This is a genomic window from Paenibacillus sp. LBL (assembly GCF_029893715.1).
Classification (GTDB): Bacteria; Bacillota; Bacilli; order Paenibacillales; family Paenibacillaceae; genus Paenibacillus_AQ; species Paenibacillus_AQ glucanolyticus.
This window is the reverse complement of the sequence record NZ_JARXYU010000004.1, coordinates 217,176-236,739: the sequence shown is the minus strand read 5'-3', so window position 1 is coordinate 236,739 and position 19,564 is coordinate 217,176. Positions and strand designations below refer to the sequence as shown.

Sequence of the window (19,564 nt, the reverse complement as noted above, 5' to 3'; positions counted from 1 at the left end):
TTCCCCTCACTCTAGGATATTGAACAATCATTCCATGCTCATGTGATGTTACATGTTTGTACCCGTATTTTAACAGAAAGCTTCCTAATGGTTAAGGCTAATATGACCGTTTCGTAATAAAATTTGCAATATCTCTAAGCTGTTTCTTGCTTCTGATGTCAGGCAGCGTATCCAATGCAGCCAGTGCTTTACCGATGTAGCGATCGGCAAGGGCTTCAGCTCTTGCGATCCCTTCACTCGAGGTTACAAGCTTCACGGCATCCGACACGTCGCATTGGCCGTTCAGCGCATGAATTCGATCCAGCTCCGCAAGCAGTGCTTCCCTCCGCTCGCTATCCTTCAAGGCAAATATAACAGGCAGGGTAATGTTCCCCTGACGCATATCGCTGCCCGGCGGCTTGCCGATCTGTTTCTCCGTTCCGCACAGATCCAGAAGATCGTCCTGGATCTGAAACGCCATCCCCACGTTGTATCCGAACCGATACAGGCTGTTGGCCACCTGGCGATCCGCATCCGCGGCAAGCGCTCCGAGCTGGCAGCTGACCGCAATCAAAAGCGATGTCTTGCGGCGAATGCGGAGAAGGTATCTTCTTACATCCTGCTCCGTATTAAAGAAATCACGAATCTGTTCCATTTCGCCAATGGACATTTCAACCATCGCTTTGGCCAGAATCTGATGAATTTCGGGCTGCTTCAGGTGAGTCGTCAGTTCGAGCGCTTTGCCGTATATGTAGTCACCGGTATACATGGCGATCCGATTGTCCCATTTTGCCTTAACAGTTGGCTTCCCCCGTCTTGTATCGGCATCGTCAATCACGTCGTCATGAACAAGGGATGCGCTGTGAATCAGCTCAAGCGGCACTGCCACATGCTTCAGCTTATCGATATCATAGTCGCCGAACTTGCCGCCCATCAGCACAAAGACCGGCCGGAGACGCTTGCCGCCTGCTCTCAGCAGATGCAAGGATGTTTCCGTCAGCTCAGGGCTGTCGCCCTCCACACTGAGATAAAGCTCCTTCTCAATGACATCCATATCTTTTTTTAATGTTCCGAATATATCAAATCGTTTCATTTGTTCACCCGTATGCTTAGTTTCTCGTTCCATAACTCCGGCACCACTTCACGCTCCAGCAGGCCAAGTTCATATGCGAACTTGAAATATAAGCGTAACCCTTCCTGTTGTCGTTCGTCAAAATGGTAGCACAGGTTCGAAAAGTATTTCATCCAGTAGCCGCCAGTACCTCCAATTCGCCGAACCGCTTCATCGACAATAGGGGAGAGGTCGCTCACACTCCGCTGCTTGCTCTCGAGGAACATGGCGGCAATCTCAGCCATGCCTTCGGGATTCTGCTTCACAGCATGCCTGTTCACCGCCCAGACGGCAAACGTCATGCTGCAGCCGGTCCATTCTTTCCACCATTGGCCGAGATCCGTCTTATAATAATCTGAATGGCTCCATGAAGCCCGAATCGCATGGTCCCCAATCAGAAGTGCGGCATCCGCTTCAGCCATCATCTCGCTTAACACCGGTTCACAAGTGCGATAGGAATAAGTGCCCCCCAGTGATTTTTCCAGAAGAATCTTCAGCAAGTTGACGGAGGTTGCCGACGTATTGGTTAGCGCAATGGTTGCGTTCTTCAAGGCATCCAGCGGCTTTTTCGAAAACAGGAAGATGGAGTTAACCGCCCCATCTGCGCTCACGGATAAATCCGGCAGCAGCAGGAGCCGGTCCGACATTTCAGCATAGGCAAACGAAGAAAGCGCCCCGATATGGATTTCACCACTGTGCATCCCGCGGTTCAACGCGGCCGGGACTGCCGTTATCATCTCTGCAGGAGTATCCAGTATTGACGGATGTACGTAATGAAATACCGGCCAAGCGTTGGTGTAACTGATTTTGCCGATGATAGTCTTGCTGTCTGCTCCCGGCATGTCAGTCACCCCATCTTTTGTACAATTGATGTTCGATACGCAGGCTGTCCAGCACCTTGCCTACCAGAAAATTCACAATATCATCGATGGTTTTCGGACCATAGTAGAACGCCGGCATCGCAGGAATGATTTTGACGCCAAGCCTGGCCAGCTTCAGCATATTCTCTAAGTGGATCGCATGCAGGGGCGTTTCCCTCGGAACGAGCACCAGCGCGCGGCCTTCCTTCATCATCACATCGGCTGCCCGCCCCATCAGATTATCGGAGGACCCGTGTGCCACCGAGGATAATGTACCCATGGAACAAGGCATAATGATCATGCCTTCAACGAGATAGGATCCACTCGCAATCGTAGCTCCGATATCAGCGATCGGGTGATATATCACCTTCCCCTCATATCCACCGAATTTTTCGGACAGCATCTCCTCGCGGTTGCCTGCCTGAAAATCCATTTCCTCCTTCAGGACACGCCAGCCTGCATTCGAAATGATCAGGTGCACATCATAGCCCAGCGAGAGCAGGCTTTCGGTAAGGCGTACACCGTATATGCTGCCGCTGGCCCCCGTAATCCCGACAACCCAGCTTTTTCTGCGCGTGGCTTCCATCAGATATACCGCACCACCAAATCAATCAAAGTAAACACAAACAAGATGATGCTGAGCGTACTGTTCATGGTAAAGAAAGCTGTTTGCAGCCGGCTCATGTCGTTTGGCGATAAAATGTAATGCTGATAGAACAAGATTCCGCAGGCAATGAGCATGCCAATCAGGTACCACCAGCCGAGCGGGGTGACAAAGAATAGAATAATAAAGCCAGCCGCGGTCACTACATGGAATCCCCGGGCAAACCATAACGCTTTATGCAATCCGAACCGGGAAGGAATCGAGTACAGCTTCTCCTTCGCATCAAACTTCTCGTCTTGGCAAGCGTAGACAATATCAAATCCCGCTGTCCAGAACGCCAGCGCTATATAAAACACGATCGCTTTCCAGTCGATCTGACCGGTTACCGCAACCCATCCGCCTAGCGGAGCCAATGCGGTTGTAAGTCCGAGAACCAAATGGCACAGCCATGTAAAGCGTTTCGTAAAGGAATAAATAATAAGCATAAAAATTGCAATAGGCAGCAATCGAAAAGCAAACGGGTCCAGCATAAACGTCGCCCAGAAAAATACTGCAAAAGACAAAATAATAAATAAAATCACTTCAAGCGGCTTGAGCAGTCCTGCCGGAATGGCCCGGTTTGCGGTGCGAGGGTTCTTGGCGTCAATGTGTTGATCTGTCAGCCGATTCAGTCCGAACGCGGCGCTGCGTGCCCCGAACATGGCCAGAAAGATCCAGCCGATATCTCCCCAGGAAGGCAGCCCGTCAAACACAACAGCCGATCCCACTAAAGCCCCCATAAAAGCGAAAGGCAGAGCAAACAGTGTATGCTCCACTTTGATCATTTCAAGATACGTTCCTATTTTCTTAAACATCCAGATTCTCCTTGATCCCAATATGTAAGGCTGCGATGCCACCAGTCAAGGGATAGGCCTGAACCTGTTTAAGTCCGGTCTGACGGAAAGCTTCGGCAAGCTCCTCTCTTCCGGGGAATAATGCCAACGATTCCGGCAGCCACTTATACTGCTCATATCGCTTGGCTACCAGTTTCCCCATCCGAGGCAGCACTTGTTGAAAGTAGAAATAATAAATGCCTTTGAACGGCTGCCAGGTGGGCTTGGACAGTTCCAGGCATACAACCATCCCTCCAGGCTTAACCACGCGTTTCATCTCTTGCAATACCTGCATATAATCCGGTACGTTGCGAAGACCGAAACCAATCGTTGCGTAGTCGAATTGACCATCTTCGAACGGAAGGCTCATCGCGTTGCCTTGAACCAGATTGATCTGCTGTTCCAAACCCTCTTTGGCCACCTTCTGCCGGCCGACGTTCAGCATCCCCTCGCTGAAATCAAGTCCGACTATGTGTCCGGATTCACTTGCCTGGGCCATACTGATCGTCCAGTCGCAAGTTCCGCAGCATAGGTCGATGGCCGTATCGCCTTGACGCATATTCATTTTCCTCATCGTATACTTGCGCCAGGCTTTATGTCTTCGAAAGCTGAGAATGTCATTCATCAAATCATATTTCCCTGAGATGCTTTCGAAGACGGAATGAACATACTGCTCTTTCGGATTTTTGCCGTCATGCTTATTCATGTCCAGCTTGTTCGTTTGATTATCCACTGCATCCCCCTACCCTTCACTTACGACGGACCGGAACGTGCTGAGCCGTTTCAGGAAAGGGTCCAATATGCCGGCGTAAGGGCTCTCTTCTACGCGGCTTGCCAGCTGCTGCTGAATGGCACTTACCGATTCCCGGAGCTTATCCAGCAGCTTCTCTGATGCCTTGTGCTTCAGAATCAGCTTCTTCCAATCCTTCATATCCGTCCTCTTACCGACCAGCATTTTCCGTTCCTCATCGCTTCCCGCCTCGATCAGATGCCAATAGGCGTAACCCCATCTGCCGAATTCAGGCGTTGCACAGCGTTCCATCTCCTGCACAAGTGTTTCACATTCCGTGATTTCCCTGAGCAGCTTCTCCCAAGTCTCTTGCACGGATTCCTCAAGCAGCGGAGTAAAAGAAAGAAACAGCTGCATGTTCAGCTGTACCGTTAGACTTAAATAATCTTCCGAAGGCAGCAGTGCTTCTTTCATTTTGCCGTACAAATTCATCTTCATCACGTTAACATCGCTCACAGCCTTGCTAAGAAGTGAGATAACAGCGATTTCGCCCTTCAGGGCAAGAAGTTGGTAAAATCGGCTGCTGAAGTAATCCCCTGCGAGAACTTTTAACTGCCGGGATCTCATCAGCGCCTCTCCTTGATTGCCCTCCGTAACATCGATGCTCTCATGCGTATCGAGTCCCACTTGAACCAGTGAGGTAACCAGCGCGTACAATTCTTCGTGTCCGGAAATATTTCGTCCCGAATCCTTTAAAAATATGTATAGCAAATGAACACGGGCATCCGGGAATTCCGGAAGATCCGTGTGGTTCTTAATCATATCATAATTCATATATTTCTCTGCCAGTTCTGGTACGCGATACGATTTCATTCTCAGCCTCCGTGCACTTGATGTTCTTTTGTCCAATTGAGCCCACAATCCAATCTATTATAACACATGTTCAAGGCACGTACATGCCCTGTCATCTACTAATTTACCCGTTTCAAGGGCTGCTGAATTGCTTCAGCCAAAGATTCGTAAATGTTATGTTGAGGGAGCTTGTTAAGGCCGGCGGCATATCGCCGTTCTCAAGTTGGGTGAGTGCTTCTGCATACCGAGGATCCCATGTTTCTCTGCTCATGTTCGATGCCAACAGCATGTATCGCTTCCCGCCCCAGCGATCAATGGCTATCACTCTCAAATACAACTGCTGTACATTATCGGTACCCTCAAACGAGAAGGACATAACACTTGCAACATCCTCATAGACGTCGGTTACGGTATCTGATTGATCGTTTAATTTGATATCCAGAGTCAGAGCGCCGTCATCATAATCCGCACGGCTAATCCTAAGATGGAGAGGGAGCTCCATCAGCGCATCCACTAATCCGGCATCGTTTAACTCCCGGGAATGATAAGGGATTGCAGCGGTCACAGCTCCGACCTTATAACGCGTTTGTGACTGCACGCTAATAAGCAGCGCAAGTATCATGCAGGCGATAGCCGCCGGCACAAGAACAGCTCGTACGGATGGCCAATGCTTCATATTATCTACCTCCTCTGTCCATAGTTTCCTCCGCTCCCATTAAGTCCATACCTCATTGTATAAAGAAAAAAAGCAGGCTATGCCTGCTTTAAGATATAACGATTAGTTTTCGGACTAGAGGATCGATAGAGCTGTTAGCGTCACTGCCACCCCGAGGGCAGCAATTCGGGCCATATTCATCAGAACAAAATTTTGTACCGCGATCACGAATGTCTTCTCTTTAGAAGGACGAGCCGTAAATTGCACCCCTTTTTTATAAACCGGAATAATCGTTACAAACACCAGAAGAACAAGCACGGGGTGCACCTTCAACATAAGAAGGGCCAGCAGATCAAGGTATGCGAGACCGTAGAAAATACGGAACAGCGATAAGGAATGCTTGAACCCGATGTATACCGGCAGCGTGTACCGCTTGTTCTCCATATCCTCATCCATATCACAGATGTTGTTTGCCAGCATGATGTTAGCAATTCCGAGAATAGCCGGAAGGGACACGACAAGCAGCAGCAGGACTTCGGGAAGATTCACCTGAAGCGAGAGCATCCCTCCATGTATATCAAGAACCGCCAGTCTGTCCTTATCCACGTGGATCCAAACCGAGATAAAAATGATGACAAATCCCATAAACAATCCCGAGAACAGCTCTCCAAGCGGCATTCTTGAGATCGGAATCGGACCGAACGAATATAAGATCCCTACCGCAAAGGACAATCCTCCAAGCAGCAGGATCAGCCAGCCCGTGGAGAGAAAGAGCGCGATGCCGGAGCCGACTGCCGTCAGCAAAAGCACCACAATCACACACAGGACAGCCGTCTCCTTTAGTTTATAACGCACAATCGCATTATGCTGCTCATAACCGAAACCATTCGTCTTGATCGCTTTTTTGTAATCATAGTAGTTATTGATCGCTGTCGTTGCCATATCAAACGACAATAATGAAGCCAGCATGAGGACAAAATGATACCCTTCAAACTGCTGAAAGCGAAACAGCGCGTACAAGGTTCCTAACAGGAACGGGATCATGCTGGCTACCTTTGTCTGAATTTCCACCAGTTTAAAAAAAGATCGGACTCCCATCTTCATCACCCTTTATCATAAAAGTATCTAACTCCAGATTAAAGGATGTGAAAACAGGAGGCTGTTCGAATTGTACTTGACAAAACAGCTTCAAAAGTGACGAATGTTACTTTCTAGGGGCAAACACCAACCTAGTCGGATGTATCCTTGTCTATTCTTCTACGGCTCCACGGTGTTCCCAGCAGCGGCAGTGCCCAGCGGTCCAGGCCATACCAGCCCGCTAGTATATCCATCGTAAGTTAACTCGACCATAGGACTTTTAACAATGTGTTTACGCACTTCCACGTCAAAAAAACGTTCCATACAAAAAAAGCCGCCACCGATCATGGTGGGGCTTCTCAAAAATGCCAAGTGAAAATTAACTGCCAGATTCGATTTTCCCGTGTTTCGTCATGACTTCCGCTTTACCGCGTATTTTCACTGCCGATGTATGATCCGTGAACTGTGCGATGATGACTTCGCCTTTATCCAGCTTCTCGGTATGATGAAAACGGGTGTCCTGTCCGCGGGTAAGACCGATGACTTGAACCCCGTGGTCAAGTGCTTTGACAACAAAATAATCTCCGTTCTGAACGTTCTCCATTTCCAGACCTCCTGACCGTAAGTCTAAAAGAAAAGGCCGTGAACGAATTCACGACCTGTGCTCTTAGGTAATATGTAGAAATCTTTATTTGATTCCGTCTTTGAGCGCTTTACCAGGTTTAAATGCAGGAATTTTGCTCGCAGGGATTTCGATTTCTTCACCTGTCTGCGGGTTGCGGCCTTTCCGTGCGGAACGCTCGCGAACCTCGAAGTTGCCAAAGCCAACCAGTTGAACCTTGTCTCCACTTTGCAGTGCTTCAGAGATCGCATCGAAAACGGCATCAACCGCTTTAGTTGCATCTTTCTTCGACAGCTCAGTAGATTCAGCTACTTGTGTGATCAGATCCGATTTATTCATTCTTTCACCTCCCTAACAAGGATGTGCTCCACTTGCTATTCACTGTTTCCGTTTTACCGCAAATTATACGTGCAATCGGGTATTTTACCCCTATCTCGCGTTTAGAATGCATGACGCGGAACAAATTTATAGTAATACAGCCATCTCATAATTTCAAGCGTTTTGCTTTATTGGACCAAAGAAAACACGAAAAACAGCCGCTAATCGGGACTTTTGACCCGCTAGCGACTGCTTTTTTCCGCTTCCTATCAACGCCTGGATTAGAGAATAATGGCGATCAAACCGCCGGAACCCTCGTTAATAATGCGACCGAGCGTTTCCTGTAATTTGTATCTTGCATTGTCTGGCATCATGGCAATTTTGCCCTGAATTCCTTCGCGGACGATCGAGTGCAGCGAGCGTCCGAATATATCGGATTCCCAAATTTTGATCGGATCGTTCTCGAAATCCTGCATCAGATAGCGGACAAGCTCCTCACTCTGCTTCTCTGTTCCGATAATCGGCGAGAACTCGGATTCCACATCGACTCGAATCATATGGATGGAAGGCGCCGTCGCTTTCAATCTTACCCCAAAGCGGGTGCCCTGGCGGATAAGCTCAGGCTCATCGAGAGCCATCTCAGCCAGCGAAGGAGCTGCAATACCGTAACCTGTTGTTTTGACCATTTCAAGAGCTTCAGCGAAGCGGTCATACTCCCGTTTGGCATGGGAGAACTCCTGCATCAGCTGCAGCAGATGATCTTTGCCACGAATCTCAACACCAACGACCTCCATCAAGATCCGATCATACAATTCGTCAGGAGCGAAGAGATCGATCTCTGCGACGCCCTGCCCCATATTCATACCGCTAAGACCAGCGTGGTTAATAAAGTCATACTCCATGAACTGGCTGACAACACGATCCACATCGCGCAGGCGACGGATATCTTTCACGGTGTCTCTAACCGAGTTCTCGTAGTTGCTGCGCAGCCAGTGGTTCTCGTTGAGCACCATAACCCAGCTAGGCAGGTTGACATTCACCTCATGTACAGGGAACTCATACAATACTTCGCGAAGAACGCCGGTTACATCATCTTCGGTCATTGTAGCCGCGCTCAGTGTCATTACCGGAATGTCGTACTTCTCTGCCAGCTCATTACGCAGTTGAAGGGTTTCTTCACTGCGTGGACGCGTGGAGTTAATCACAACCACGAATGGCTTGCCAACTTCCTTCAGTTCCTCAATGACCCGCTCTTCCGCTTCAACGTAAGAACTGCGCGGGATCTCAGCGATGCTGCCGTCTGTCGTTACAACAACACCAAGTGTTGAGTGCTCCTGAATGACTTTGCGTGTTCCGATTTCAGCCGCTTCCTGGAACGGAATCGGTTCTTCGAACCATGGTGTCGAGATCATTCTAGGGCCGTTCTCGTCCTCGTATCCCTTGGCGCCTTCAACAGCGTAGCCTACGCAATCCACCAGTCGTACGTTGACCTCAAGACCATCCGTAACCTTAATCTGCACCGCATTGTTTGGCACAAATTTCGGCTCGGTTGTCATGATCGTTTTCCCTGCAGCACTTTGAGGCAGCTCATCGACAGCTCTTACTCGATCCGCCTCGTTCGTAATGTTCGGGAGAACAATCGTCTCCATAAACCGCTTAATGAAAGTTGATTTTCCCGTACGGACGGCACCGACAACACCTAAGTAAATGTCCCCTCCGGTCCGTTCGGCAATGTCCTTAAAAATGTCCACTTTTTCCAAAAGAGATCCCCTCCTCAAATTACTCCGAAGGAAAAATGCTTTAAGAGCATCCGCTTCGTGTTCCACTCATAGCCAAAGCCATTGCAACAGATGAGCAGCCTTTACAATGTCGCCAGCATCCCGCCGCCGGTATTCCATGAGTTTTGATGGAAACGGCAAAGCGGCGTAACTCGTACATGCATTTGGACTAGTAACATCATATGTACCGGGTTCAAAAATATGACGGTTGCCCCTTAAAGTCCGTCCAGTTTTTTTTAAGATATCGAAGATGTCTAAACAAACTAGACACGAAAAATCAAATATCCCAAGAAAAAACCACCGCATGGAGCGGTCTGTTCTCATGATGCGTCCCCGGACGTTGCCCTGAACCTCATGATGTGGGCAACCGACTCTTGCCCGCACTACTCTTTCAGATTATGAATATGCGCGCACTTTAATAGATATTCCAAATAGATTCATTCAATTTCAAAAAATCATCAAAAGGAGTGCATGGCCGATCCTTTGCTGCTAAAACAAAAAAATACCCGCCGGGCTCGACGGGTATTACAGATAGGAGTCAGGATTGCGGCTGGGCCACGGGCTGCCCGTCCTTCCACGTGTAAGCGACTGATTTTACGGGGACATAGTAGGATTCTTCCTCCAAAAACACCCGTAAATCTTGTCCTTCTTGGGGATCGGCCCCATTTTTCTGGATGGCCTGCATAATATCGAAGGCGTAATCCGCATAAACGGTACCCTCTTCATCCATGATGAAGGTCATCTCCTGACCCGAATACACACTCATCAGTTTCAGGGACTTGGCATCGGTCTTGGACAAGTCCACCGCCGTATAACCCGGATAGAGGGCTTCGCCTGCCGGCAGGGCGTTGTCATGGGACATTTTATACAGATTCACTGCTCTTTGAACGTCATTCACCTTCTGGGTCGTGGTCAAGTCCATGACCTTCACGGTTGGCTTCGTTTCTTCATTAATAATAAGAAAGTAACCGCTGCCACCCTGCTCGAAAGCCGTGTTCGGAATCTCATCGAGGTATCCTCTGCCCTTGAGTTGATCCAGATCGACCCGGTACTTCTCATACCGCGGAATCTCCTGGCCAGCCGTTATAATCGGCAGTATTCCCTGCTCCTTGTAAAAATCGTCCACTGCCGATTGTATTCTCTTGATACTCTCCCTGTATGAAACCTGGTTCTCCTGTAATTTCTCATCAGGGTACAGGCAGCCGGTCAGCAGCATCGGAAAAAGTACCAGGATCAAGATGGCAGACATCCGCTTTGAACGGCCCCCTGCTTGGGTCATCCCATTGACAATACTCAACTAACATCATCCTTCACTTTAAATAAAATCATCCAAATCTCGGCTCCTCGCAGCCTCCAACTGCTTGCGTACCGCAGCTTTGAGCTGATCCTCCGGAATCATGACCGTTACATGGTCTGTTATTCTTGTTTGACAGGATAACCGGTAGCCTTGCTCGATAAGGGTTGAACCCAGCTTTCGAATTTCCTTGGATTCAGGGGGCAAGCAGTGCCCACGCTCCTCCTTCGGTATGATAACCTTGCACATCAAACAGCCGGCTTTTCCTCCACAACGGGTCGGAATACGTACACCAGCCCGACGAGAGGCATCCAGAACATTCGTATGTTGACGAACCTTGGCTTTTTTCTGATCTGGCAAAAACAACACCTCGTAGTCCACCGGTAAACGCACCCCCTTTTCTTCCTTATGTACACTAACCTTCGTAATTGCATCTACATATGCAATGCTAAAGCTGCAGTCCCATTAAACGATTCAGTATCTCAAGATGCTCCACGCTCAGACGATTACGGCTTATTAACTGCTGGAGAAGCGGAATGTGATTGTCCTTGTCCTTCAGGATAGCCTCCCCAATAGCTTCATAACGATCCTGCCTGTCCCGCAGCACGTTGAACACCAGTTCATGGGATAACGGCATCAGCCGTACCGCAGCGTCCCGTATACGGCTCTCTGGCGCTGCTTGGTACAAGAGTGACTCAATCTCTACCCTATAGGAGGATCCTGAAGAATTGATCTGAAAGCTGCCCACCAGCTCGATAGGGACTTCGTTAATGACATAGTGGCTCAGAATCGAGGAATACATTCCTTCCTGATCAAGGCGGGGAGCATCAACTGCCGCTGAAGCCAGCGTCTCATGCAATGGGTGAACACCCTCCGCATCGGTATATAAATCGATATCCCTCGGCGGTTTATCCAGCTTCACGTCCTGTAGAAGCAAGCTGCAGCTCCCGCCAAGCAGCCATGCGGTATAAGCCCGATTCAGTCTGTGAATGGCGGCAGCTAGTACCGTCTCCAATTCCGGCAGATCATTCAGCGTCATGCTGCACCCCTTTTACCTTATCATCCCTGACGGCTTCCTTTGTTATATGATGGAGGCCAGTCCAATAATAAAACCAAAAATCATCATCATAAAGGCCACAAACGACAAAGTGCCGCGCAGGAAACCCTTCGTCTTGCTTCGCGCAAGTGTAACCACGATGACAGACAGCGCCATAATCAATAATGCGACAAGGGACAGCCACATCTTTTGCATTGGATCCATGTCACGAAACTCTCCAATCTCTCATCAAATTATTCAACCTATTATATCACGAAAACGGTACCGCCTCACCCCAGGTTTGTCGAAAAAAAGAACAAAAGCCGCCGCCCAGCCGGACGTGGCTTTTGTTCATCATTGCTGCAACTTATTTGTTCATCATCATTTTCATCAAGGCTTCCATATTGCTTGGATTCATGCCGCTCTTCTTCACGGCTCCGACAATCTCCTGGATTGTATCCTCACTAACCGGTATGTTCGCCATGGAAGACACCTGTTTGATCAGTTGACGGAGCTGGGCTTCATTTTGCATTGTAGACGGCTTAACCGTGCTAGCCAGCTTATTGACAGCCCCTGAAGAAATTTTCTTGCCGCTTTTCTTGTTAATCGCATTCAGTACATCCTTGTGAAAGCTTTTGCTCATTTCCACCCCTCCTCCGACATCCTCACAACAATATATGAGAGAGCTATCGGAATGGTGAATAAGCTAGGTGTGCCACTGTTCCCAAGTTTCAAGCGGCATCAATTCCATCTCGGTCTTGGGATCCCGGCCCATTAAAGCTTCCACAGCAGTACGGGGATTGCGATCCTGGAAGAGCACATGATACAGCTGATCGGCAATCGGCATCTGCACGCCATATTTCTCAGAAATGGCATGTGCCGCTTTGGTCGTCCGAATTCCTTCCACAACCATCCCCATGGAGCCCAGAACTTCGTCCAGCTTCTTGCCTTGGCCCAGCATAGAGCCTGCTCGCCAGTTCCGGCTGTGTTGACTCGTAGCGGTAACCACAAGGTCCCCGATGCCGGCAAGCCCGGCAAACGTAAGCGGATTTGCTCCCATCTCCATACCGATTCGCAATATTTCCGCCAACCCTCTGGTGATGAGCGCTGCCTTGGCGTTGTCACCAAAGCCCAAGCCATCTGACATCCCGGCACCTAGTGCAATGATATTCTTCAAAGCCCCGGCAAGTTCCACACCGATCATATCCCGGTTCGTATATACTCTGAAATACGTGTTCATAAACAAATCCTGGGTAGCTGTGGCGGCCGCAGCATCCGATGATGCTACAACAACGGTAGTAGGACAGCGTCTAACTACTTCTTCCGCGTGGCTTGGTCCGGATAATACCACCACACGTCCTTCCTCACAGCCAAGCTCCTCGGAAATGACGGTAGACATCCGCTTCAATGATTCAGTCTCGAACCCCTTCGTCGCATGGATGACCAGCATATCCTCAGTCCAATATGGCTTCAATTGGCCCGTGACCTCCCGCATAGCGGATGAAGGTGCAACAATGACCACAGCAACAGCCGAAGAAACCGCTTCTTCCATATGGGTTGTAGCGCGGATATTCGATGATAACTCCACACCGGGCAAATAACGGTTATTGGTATGAGACTCGTTAATTTCACGAGTCTGTTCCTCCGTTCTTGTCCAGACTACAACATTCAGATGATTCGAAGCGAGAACACTTGCCAAAGCGGTTCCCCAACTACCTGCCACCAGAACAGCGACTTTGTCAGACAACACGCTTCCCTCCTTTGTCTTTTCCTTTTCCCGAACCCAACTTATTCTCACGACCCTGTACAAGCTTCACAATATTCGTACGATGCCGCCAGAAGGCGAACACACATATAATCAAGCTTGTCCAAAAAATCGGCCAAGAATATCCTGCAATTAAAAGAAAAACAGGGGTGAGAAGTACAAAAATAAGGGAACCCAAAGATACATAACGGGTAAAAACAATCGATAGAATTGCAATAATGCCTGCTATAAACGCCGGTAAAAAGCAAAGTGTGGCCAGCACACCAATGGCGGTTGCAATCCCTTTGCCGCCTCGAAAACGGAAATAGAGCGGCCAATTATGACCGATTATGGCCGCAATCCCGCATAAACCAGGCAGCCACTCATTGTCTCCCCCGAGCCATCGTCCGATCCAAACCGCAGCGATGCCCTTCATTACATCCAATGCCAACACAAGTATGGCAGGCCCTTTCCCCAAGACGCGGAGGGTATTGGTTGCCCCGGCGTTGCCGCTGCCATGCTGGCGAATGTCGATCCCTTTGAGGATTTTGGCAAATAGTACGCTAAAGCTCACCGAACCAAGTAAATAACACACTACAATCGCTACGATCTCCAGAATCAAGCTATTCTCCCCTAACTCTCATCAGACTTTCTTCGTGTAAATATCCTGATGGGTGTACCTTCAAAATCAAACGCTGCCCGAATCTTGTTCTCGAGATAACGCTCATACGAGAAGTGCATCAATTCAGGATCGTTGACAAATACAACCATGGTTGGCGGTTTAACCGCAACCTGTGTTGAGTAGTTAATGCGCAATCTTCTTCCTTTATCCGTTGGAGGCGGATTGATGGCAATCGCATCCGATATCACATCGTTAAGCAGATGTGTCTGGACGCGAAGTGAATGCTGATCGGCCACATGTTTAACCACGGGGAGCAGCTTCTGCAATCTCTGCTTTGTTTTGGCGGACAGGAATACGATCGGTGCGTAGGTCATGAACAAGAAATGATCCCGGATCTTCTTCTCGAACTGCTGCATCGTCTTATCTTCCTTCTCAACCATATCCCATTTGTTGACAACGAACAAAGAAGCTTTACCAGCCTCGTATGCATACCCTGCAATATGCTTGTCCTGCTCGATGATGCCTTCCTCGCCATTAATGAGCACGAGCACCACATCTGCACGCTCGATGGCACGCATCGCACGCATGACACTGTATTTCTCTGTCGTCTCGTAGACCTTGCCCCGCTTACGCATACCTGCGGTATCGATGAGCACATAACGCTGCCCGTCTTTCTCGAACGGTGTATCAATTGCATCACGCGTAGTCCCGGCAACGTCGCTGACAATAACACGTTCTTCTCCCAATATCGCGTTAACGAGGGAAGACTTGCCGACATTCGGTCTGCCAATCAAAGCGACGCGAATAACATCCTCGTCATATCCGTCATCCTCAAGCTCCGGCAAGTTCTCCACGACAACGTCAAGCAGATCCCCGATTCCGGTCCCGTGGCTTCCCGATATGCCCACAGGATCGCCAAATCCTAAGGAATAGAATTCGTAGATATCATCAACGCGCTTCAAATTATCCACTTTGTTTACGCTTAGAATAACCGGCTTGCCGGATCGGAACAGAATTTGTGCAACTTCCTCGTCCGATTGGGTAACCCCCGCTTTAGCATCGCACATAAATACGATGACATCCGCTTCTTCAATCGCAAGCTCTGCCTGCATGCGTATGGATTTCAATATCATGTCGTCACCGTCGATTTCGATACCCCCGGTATCGATGACGCTGAACGCTTTGCCGTTCCATTCGGCACTTCCGTAAATCCGGTCACGGGTAATGCCCGGTTTATCTTCAACGATGGCTAATCTGTCGCCAATCAGTCGGTTAAATATGGTGGATTTACCGACGTTAGGTCGTCCAACGATAGCCACTACGGGTCTTGCCATAGTCACTCCTCCTGTCAATTCTTACGATTATCATCATAGCAAAAAACGTTACAATTGGCTAACCTTTCATCTTATTTCTATTATGCTCTACCCCATGTTACAACATCCGTTCACGTTAGTCCCCTAAAAAAACAAATGGCGAACCCAGGTTTCTGGGTTCGCCGACTTCGTTATGATAGGTCAATAGACCGAACAAAACTGTTCCCGGGCTTACTTGAATTTGCTCAGCTTATCGCCAAAACGCTCTCCAAGCGTAACACTCATGCCTTGATTGTTCAAAGAAACGTTAGGGTTGTCTTTCAGATCGATTTTAGGACCTTTGGACGGTTTTTCAGCTCGTGGAGCTTGAGCTGGTGCCTCTTCAGTTTCTTTGATGCTCAGGCTTACACGCTGCTCGGAAGTGTTGATATCAAGCACTTTAACCTGAACTTCCTGGCCTTCTTTCAATACTTCTTGCGGAGTACCGATATGCTTGTGGGAGATTTGGGAGATATGAACCAAACCTTCAACACCTGGAGCCAGCTCAACGAATGCGCCAAAAGTAACCAGACGTTTTACAACCCCTGTCACGATGTCGCCAGTGTTGAATTGCTCTCCAGCTGTTTCCCATGGACCAGGAGCTGCTGCTTTGATACTGAGGCTGATTTTGCCTTTTTCAGGATCAACTTTCAGCACTTTCACGCGAACTTGGTCGCCTTCGGACAAGACATCGGCAGGCTTCTCAACATGGCTCCAAGCAATCTCGGATACATGAACCAAACCGTCAACGCCGCCCACGTCAACAAATGCGCCGAATTGGGTAAGACGTTGTACTGTACCTTCCAGCACTTGACCGTCTTGAAGCTCGGACATTACTTTTTGTTTGTTGGATTCGAACTCTTCTTCCAGAACATCCTTCTGGGAAAGAATCACTTTGTTGTTCTCGCGGTCCAGTTCTTTCACTTTTACGCGAAGCGTGCGGCCTTTGTAGTCGCTGAAATCTTCAACAAAATGACGTTCTACCATAGACGCAGGAATAAAGCCGCGTGCACCAACATCGGCTACAAGTCCGCCTTTCACCACGTCAGCCACCGTTACTTCGAATACGTCTTGATCTGCAAAATGCTTCTCAAGCTCTTCCCATGAATTCTCGGTGTCGATCGCGCGCTTGGAAAGAACCAGGCTTTCCTTGTCGTCGTTAATGCTAACGACTTTGCACTCTACCTCTTGGCCAACCTGAACCGCATCAGATGCATTATCAAGTTGTACAGAAGACAGTTCGCGAACAGGAATTACGCCGTCATATTTATATCCAATGCTTACGTAAGCTTGGTTGTCCTCCAGTTTGACGATCGTCCCTTTCACGGTGTCCCCTTTTTTCAAGGATACGATTTGGTCCAGCTGCTCTTGGTTTTCAGCAGCCTCTTGATTTCTTGTTTCTTCCGACATGTCAAATAACCTCCTCAATTCAAACCCCATTTATTTAAACTCGCATTCGCGAAGTTCAAAACATAATTGCTGTAGTATCTTTCCAACTTTCCCATGCTTTTTATGCATGGAGCGAATAAATCAGTTCACGGTTGGTTTGCCGCTTGTACGCATTTCATGAATCTTCGCCATGATCATTCCAGTTGCCGCATCCAGTGCCTCTGGTGATTTATCCCCCTCAAACTGGGACAGATCCACAGGTGCGCCGTAGATGATCTTTACTTTTCTAAAAAGCTTATAATCACCGATAATCGCAGCTGGTATGACCGTTGCCCCGCTGCGGAGAGCAAAGCTTGCTGCACCCCGTTTCGCTGCGGTAGCATCCGAGTTGCGTGTCCCTTCGGGAAAGATGCCCATGATCTCGCCGGAACGCAAGATGGTAAGGGCCATCTTGATGGAATCTTTGCTCACTCCACCGCGCTTCACCGGAAAAGCTCCAAGCTGGCGGACCAGCCATCCGAACACCGGAATTTTGAACAGTTCCGCCTTCGCCATGAATTTCACCTGGCGTTTGACGTGGATCCCGACAGATATTGGATCTCTTATGCTAATATGATTGCTGCAGATTAGCACGCCGCCTTCTGAAGGTATGTTATGTACGCCGACAGATTCAAATCTGTAGAGAATAGCGAACAAACCGCGGACCACCGCTCTGCAAAAAAGATAAATCATTGCTTTTTCTCCCCATCCCACTTAAGTTTCGCAATATGAAAGAATCGCTTCAACAACCTGGTTGATATCCATATGTGTCGTATCCAGAATGATGGCATCCTCTGCGCATCGGAGCGGCGACACTTCACGTTCCTGGTCAAGCCTGTCACGTTCTGCGATATCTTTTTCCAGTTGTTCCAGCGTGATGCCTTCATCACTCAACTCATTGAAGCGGCGGAGAGCACGTTCCTTGACACTGGCCGTCATGAAAATCTTCACCTCAGCATCCGGCAAAACCGTCGTGCCAATGTCACGCCCATCCATGACAACGCCCTTCTCCAGCGCCATTAGCTGCTGCAAACGGACAAGCTTTATCCGTACGCCCTCGATTCGTGCATATTTGGATACCACTGCACTAACCTGGTGTGAACGAATATAGGGTGTGACATCTTCCCCGTTCAGCAAAACCATTTGACCATTTTCATGCGGTTTTAATTCAATCACCATGTTTTGTGCATATTGAAGCACTTTTTCGGGATCTTCCGGAGAAATCCCTTGGTTCAGCATGAACCAGGTGACTGCCCTGTACATGGCTCCGGTATCCACATAGATGTACTGCAGCCTGCTGGCCACCATACGTGCTACTGTGCTTTTACCCGCGCCTGCCGGACCGTCAATGGCAATATTGATTCTGTCGCGATAACCTGTCCCCTGCATAACCAACGGGGCATTCCTCCTCAAACATATACCTGGAAATCGAAAGGGCTTACCATCCAGATAGGACGGAATCACACTTCCTGAGAAAAAATATACAAGAAAGCGCGAGATGAATTCTGCACCATTCTTATATTTCAAGAAAAAAGCAGGCGCCCGCCTGCGACGTGAAAATTATACCACACTAGCTAGAGTGATGCAAAAGAGAAGGGGTGTTTTCCCCCATCCAATCGTTTACATTTGGCTCGTTGACGGGAACGCCCTCCATTTGCTGAACCGGCGAAATATAAGGTCTGCTGGGCTCATAATGCAGCAAAAGCTGGGTAATGACCAAAGACACTACAAGTCCGATCAGCAGCTTAAACAGCGCTTTTCCGTAACGGTCATGAAGGGCTTGTCCATTCTCATGGAGCGCAGCATTAAGTTCTGTTTCTTCATTCAACGGGTCTTGATGAGGCTTTGCTTCTGTCATGCAAACGGTCCCTCCGGTACAAATTTCGGGTAGTGTACCACCGTTATACCATTTTTATGCATCATCGATTGCGAAAATCGAACTGTCTTTCGAAACAGTACCGGATCAGCTTTTGACGTTCCATATCTACGATATGATTGAATTTCAGCATAACGATGCTTCGATTCGTGGGCAGCTGCTTAACCCGCACCACCTCGCCTTCAAAAGGGACGTGCTCCACCGCACCATTCTTGTACGGTATCAGAACCCAGCAAGTCAGCAAGCTTCCTTCCGAAATGGATTGGCCCGGTTTTAGATGAAAGGATACCCCGCCGCCGCCGACATCATCGGTTTTGGTTAAGAACTGTGTGCCGTCTTTAGCAATAACAGCAACTTCGAGCTCTGCCTGCACCCTCAGGAAACTTCTTCTCTGAACCTTCGTTATCTGATCGGGATCCGGCTTCTTAATACGAACCAGCCGTATAATGTCTTCGTGATGGCTCAAGACGTAGGAATTAAAGTAGTTCTTCACGCCGCCCTCACTTAAGAAATACGCTGACAGCTCGTCCCCAATGAAGAGCTTCTTCAGCCTCCCGGTGCCTTCCTGCAGCGGAACCTCCATATACATGGATTCATCATCCATGTCGGAAATGCGGGATTTATATACAATCTTGGCTTCCTTTTCATCCCCCGTATCCAACTGGATATAGAGGACATCATTGATCTTTGGATACAATGCGCTCACCCACTAATTCATGATAATCAATATTTACCATTATATCATGCGAACCCT

Annotated in this window: 24 protein-coding genes; all 24 read right to left on the bottom strand. The window is 48.7% G+C overall.

The genetic code is table 11. The features are described 5' to 3' along the window. Window positions 1-97 precede the first annotated feature (97 nt). Window positions 98-1,072, bottom strand: a complete 975-nt coding sequence (locus M2277_RS12305) for a polyprenyl synthetase family protein (protein ID WP_006209473.1) — start codon at window positions 1,070-1,072, stop codon at window positions 98-100. Further along, a complete protein-coding gene (locus tag M2277_RS12300; protein WP_063479129.1) occupies window positions 1,069-1,932 on the bottom strand; it encodes a menaquinone biosynthesis protein in 864 nt (287 codons plus the stop codon). Before M2277_RS12300 ends, M2277_RS12305 begins: the two co-directional genes overlap by 4 nt. Window position 1,933: 1 nt before the next feature. Continuing rightward, the gene (locus M2277_RS12295; RefSeq protein WP_006209471.1) at window positions 1,934-2,536 is read right to left on the bottom strand and encodes a UbiX family flavin prenyltransferase; all 603 of its coding nucleotides are present in this window, start codon (window positions 2,534-2,536) and stop codon (window positions 1,934-1,936) included. Beyond that, window positions 2,536-3,408 (bottom strand): UbiA-like polyprenyltransferase, encoded by an 873-nt coding sequence (locus tag M2277_RS12290; RefSeq protein ID WP_006209470.1) that lies wholly within the window; start codon window positions 3,406-3,408, stop codon window positions 2,536-2,538. Before M2277_RS12290 ends, M2277_RS12295 begins: the two co-directional genes overlap by 1 nt. Next, window positions 3,401-4,132, bottom strand: coding sequence for a demethylmenaquinone methyltransferase (locus tag M2277_RS12285; protein ID WP_036637031.1), 732 nt, complete (start codon window positions 4,130-4,132; stop codon window positions 3,401-3,403). Before M2277_RS12285 ends, M2277_RS12290 begins: the two co-directional genes overlap by 8 nt. Window positions 4,133-4,168: 36 nt before the next feature. Next, on the bottom strand, window positions 4,169-5,029 hold the full coding sequence (locus M2277_RS12280; protein ID WP_036636841.1) for a heptaprenyl diphosphate synthase component 1: 861 nt from the start codon (window positions 5,027-5,029) through the stop codon (window positions 4,169-4,171). Window positions 5,030-5,141: 112 nt separating this feature from the next. Further along, window positions 5,142-5,684 (bottom strand): hypothetical protein, encoded by a 543-nt coding sequence (locus tag M2277_RS12275; RefSeq protein ID WP_006209467.1) that lies wholly within the window; start codon window positions 5,682-5,684, stop codon window positions 5,142-5,144. A gap of 114 nt (window positions 5,685-5,798) precedes the next feature. Then, the gene (locus M2277_RS12270; RefSeq protein ID WP_280754835.1) at window positions 5,799-6,761 is read right to left on the bottom strand and encodes a 1,4-dihydroxy-2-naphthoate polyprenyltransferase; all 963 of its coding nucleotides are present in this window, start codon (window positions 6,759-6,761) and stop codon (window positions 5,799-5,801) included. A 358-nt stretch (window positions 6,762-7,119) separates the two neighbouring features. Further along, the gene (gene mtrB, locus M2277_RS12265) at window positions 7,120-7,344 is read right to left on the bottom strand and encodes a trp RNA-binding attenuation protein MtrB (protein ID WP_036636837.1); all 225 of its coding nucleotides are present in this window, start codon (window positions 7,342-7,344) and stop codon (window positions 7,120-7,122) included. Between the two features lie 84 nt (window positions 7,345-7,428). Further along, entirely contained in the window at window positions 7,429-7,701 is a 273-nt protein-coding gene (locus M2277_RS12260; RefSeq protein ID WP_006209463.1) for an HU family DNA-binding protein, read from the bottom strand. A gap of 260 nt (window positions 7,702-7,961) precedes the next feature. Continuing rightward, complete coding sequence (gene spoIVA, locus M2277_RS12255; protein WP_006209462.1) at window positions 7,962-9,440, bottom strand: stage IV sporulation protein A; 1,479 nt, start codon at window positions 9,438-9,440, stop codon at window positions 7,962-7,964. A 556-nt stretch (window positions 9,441-9,996) separates the two neighbouring features. Beyond that, window positions 9,997-10,737: a DUF3939 domain-containing protein gene (locus M2277_RS12250; RefSeq protein ID WP_040680535.1), complete on the bottom strand. Its 741-nt coding sequence runs from the start codon at window positions 10,735-10,737 to the stop codon at window positions 9,997-9,999. 36 nt (window positions 10,738-10,773) lie between these two features. Beyond that, the gene (locus tag M2277_RS12245) at window positions 10,774-11,133 is read right to left on the bottom strand and encodes a 2Fe-2S iron-sulfur cluster-binding protein (RefSeq protein ID WP_280754930.1); all 360 of its coding nucleotides are present in this window, start codon (window positions 11,131-11,133) and stop codon (window positions 10,774-10,776) included. A gap of 67 nt (window positions 11,134-11,200) precedes the next feature. Continuing rightward, entirely contained in the window at window positions 11,201-11,791 is a 591-nt protein-coding gene (locus tag M2277_RS12240) for a hypothetical protein (RefSeq protein ID WP_280754834.1), read from the bottom strand. A 42-nt stretch (window positions 11,792-11,833) separates the two neighbouring features. Next, window positions 11,834-12,013, bottom strand: a complete 180-nt coding sequence (locus M2277_RS12235) for a DUF2768 family protein (RefSeq protein ID WP_006209457.1) — start codon at window positions 12,011-12,013, stop codon at window positions 11,834-11,836. Between the two features lie 142 nt (window positions 12,014-12,155). Continuing rightward, on the bottom strand, window positions 12,156-12,431 hold the full coding sequence (locus tag M2277_RS12230; protein ID WP_006209456.1) for a stage VI sporulation protein F: 276 nt from the start codon (window positions 12,429-12,431) through the stop codon (window positions 12,156-12,158). 63 nt (window positions 12,432-12,494) lie between these two features. Further along, entirely contained in the window at window positions 12,495-13,535 is a 1,041-nt protein-coding gene (locus M2277_RS12225) for an NAD(P)H-dependent glycerol-3-phosphate dehydrogenase (protein WP_006209455.1), read from the bottom strand. After that, the gene (gene plsY / locus M2277_RS12220) at window positions 13,528-14,154 is read right to left on the bottom strand and encodes a glycerol-3-phosphate 1-O-acyltransferase PlsY (protein WP_006209454.1); all 627 of its coding nucleotides are present in this window, start codon (window positions 14,152-14,154) and stop codon (window positions 13,528-13,530) included. The genes M2277_RS12225 and plsY overlap by 8 nt, the downstream gene beginning before the upstream one ends. An 11-nt stretch (window positions 14,155-14,165) precedes the next feature. Next, window positions 14,166-15,488: a ribosome biogenesis GTPase Der gene (der, locus tag M2277_RS12215; protein ID WP_006209453.1), complete on the bottom strand. Its 1,323-nt coding sequence runs from the start codon at window positions 15,486-15,488 to the stop codon at window positions 14,166-14,168. Between the two features lie 210 nt (window positions 15,489-15,698). After that, the gene (gene rpsA / locus M2277_RS12210; protein WP_006209452.1) at window positions 15,699-16,916 is read right to left on the bottom strand and encodes a 30S ribosomal protein S1; all 1,218 of its coding nucleotides are present in this window, start codon (window positions 16,914-16,916) and stop codon (window positions 15,699-15,701) included. Between the two features lie 120 nt (window positions 16,917-17,036). Continuing rightward, window positions 17,037-17,627 carry a lysophospholipid acyltransferase family protein gene (locus tag M2277_RS12205; RefSeq protein WP_280754833.1) on the bottom strand — a complete coding sequence of 197 codons (591 nt, stop codon included), beginning with the start codon at window positions 17,625-17,627 and terminating at the stop codon, window positions 17,037-17,039. A 21-nt stretch (window positions 17,628-17,648) separates the two neighbouring features. Then, window positions 17,649-18,329 carry a (d)CMP kinase gene (gene cmk, locus M2277_RS12200; protein WP_481857771.1) on the bottom strand — a complete coding sequence of 227 codons (681 nt, stop codon included), beginning with the start codon at window positions 18,327-18,329 and terminating at the stop codon, window positions 17,649-17,651. A 175-nt stretch (window positions 18,330-18,504) separates the two neighbouring features. Next, on the bottom strand, window positions 18,505-18,792 hold the full coding sequence (locus M2277_RS12195) for a DUF5359 family protein (RefSeq protein ID WP_063479126.1): 288 nt from the start codon (window positions 18,790-18,792) through the stop codon (window positions 18,505-18,507). A gap of 61 nt (window positions 18,793-18,853) precedes the next feature. After that, on the bottom strand, window positions 18,854-19,507 hold the full coding sequence (locus M2277_RS12190) for a flagellar brake protein (protein ID WP_006209448.1): 654 nt from the start codon (window positions 19,505-19,507) through the stop codon (window positions 18,854-18,856). Window positions 19,508-19,564 lie beyond the last annotated feature (57 nt).

Bases quoted from the DNA above. Each gene is read 5' to 3' on its own strand.
- M2277_RS12305 (WP_006209473.1), bottom strand. From the start codon at position 1,072: ATGAAACGATTTGATATATTCGGAACATTAAAAAAAGATATGGATGTC.
- M2277_RS12300 (WP_063479129.1), bottom strand. From the start codon at position 1,932: ATGCCGGGAGCAGACAGCAAGACTATCATCGGCAAAATCAGTTACACC.
- M2277_RS12295 (WP_006209471.1), bottom strand. From the start codon at position 2,536: ATGGAAGCCACGCGCAGAAAAAGCTGGGTTGTCGGGATTACGGGGGCC.
- M2277_RS12290 (WP_006209470.1), bottom strand. From the start codon at position 3,408: ATGTTTAAGAAAATAGGAACGTATCTTGAAATGATCAAAGTGGAGCAT.
- M2277_RS12285 (WP_036637031.1), bottom strand. From the start codon at position 4,132: ATGAATAAGCATGACGGCAAAAATCCGAAAGAGCAGTATGTTCATTCC.
- M2277_RS12280 (WP_036636841.1), bottom strand. From the start codon at position 5,029: ATGAAATCGTATCGCGTACCAGAACTGGCAGAGAAATATATGAATTAT.
- M2277_RS12275 (WP_006209467.1), bottom strand. From the start codon at position 5,684: ATGAAGCATTGGCCATCCGTACGAGCTGTTCTTGTGCCGGCGGCTATC.
- M2277_RS12270 (WP_280754835.1), bottom strand. From the start codon at position 6,761: ATGGGAGTCCGATCTTTTTTTAAACTGGTGGAAATTCAGACAAAGGTA.
- mtrB (WP_036636837.1), bottom strand. From the start codon at position 7,344: ATGGAGAACGTTCAGAACGGAGATTATTTTGTTGTCAAAGCACTTGAC.
- M2277_RS12260 (WP_006209463.1), bottom strand. From the start codon at position 7,701: ATGAATAAATCGGATCTGATCACACAAGTAGCTGAATCTACTGAGCTG.
- M2277_RS12250 (WP_040680535.1), bottom strand. From the start codon at position 10,737: ATGACCCAAGCAGGGGGCCGTTCAAAGCGGATGTCTGCCATCTTGATC.
- M2277_RS12240 (WP_280754834.1), bottom strand. From the start codon at position 11,791: ATGACGCTGAATGATCTGCCGGAATTGGAGACGGTACTAGCTGCCGCC.
- M2277_RS12235 (WP_006209457.1), bottom strand. From the start codon at position 12,013: ATGGATCCAATGCAAAAGATGTGGCTGTCCCTTGTCGCATTATTGATT.
- M2277_RS12230 (WP_006209456.1), bottom strand. From the start codon at position 12,431: ATGAGCAAAAGCTTTCACAAGGATGTACTGAATGCGATTAACAAGAAA.
- der (WP_006209453.1), bottom strand. From the start codon at position 15,488: ATGGCAAGACCCGTAGTGGCTATCGTTGGACGACCTAACGTCGGTAAA.
- rpsA (WP_006209452.1), bottom strand. From the start codon at position 16,916: ATGTCGGAAGAAACAAGAAATCAAGAGGCTGCTGAAAACCAAGAGCAG.
- M2277_RS12205 (WP_280754833.1), bottom strand. From the start codon at position 17,627: ATGATTTATCTTTTTTGCAGAGCGGTGGTCCGCGGTTTGTTCGCTATT.
- M2277_RS12195 (WP_063479126.1), bottom strand. From the start codon at position 18,792: ATGACAGAAGCAAAGCCTCATCAAGACCCGTTGAATGAAGAAACAGAA.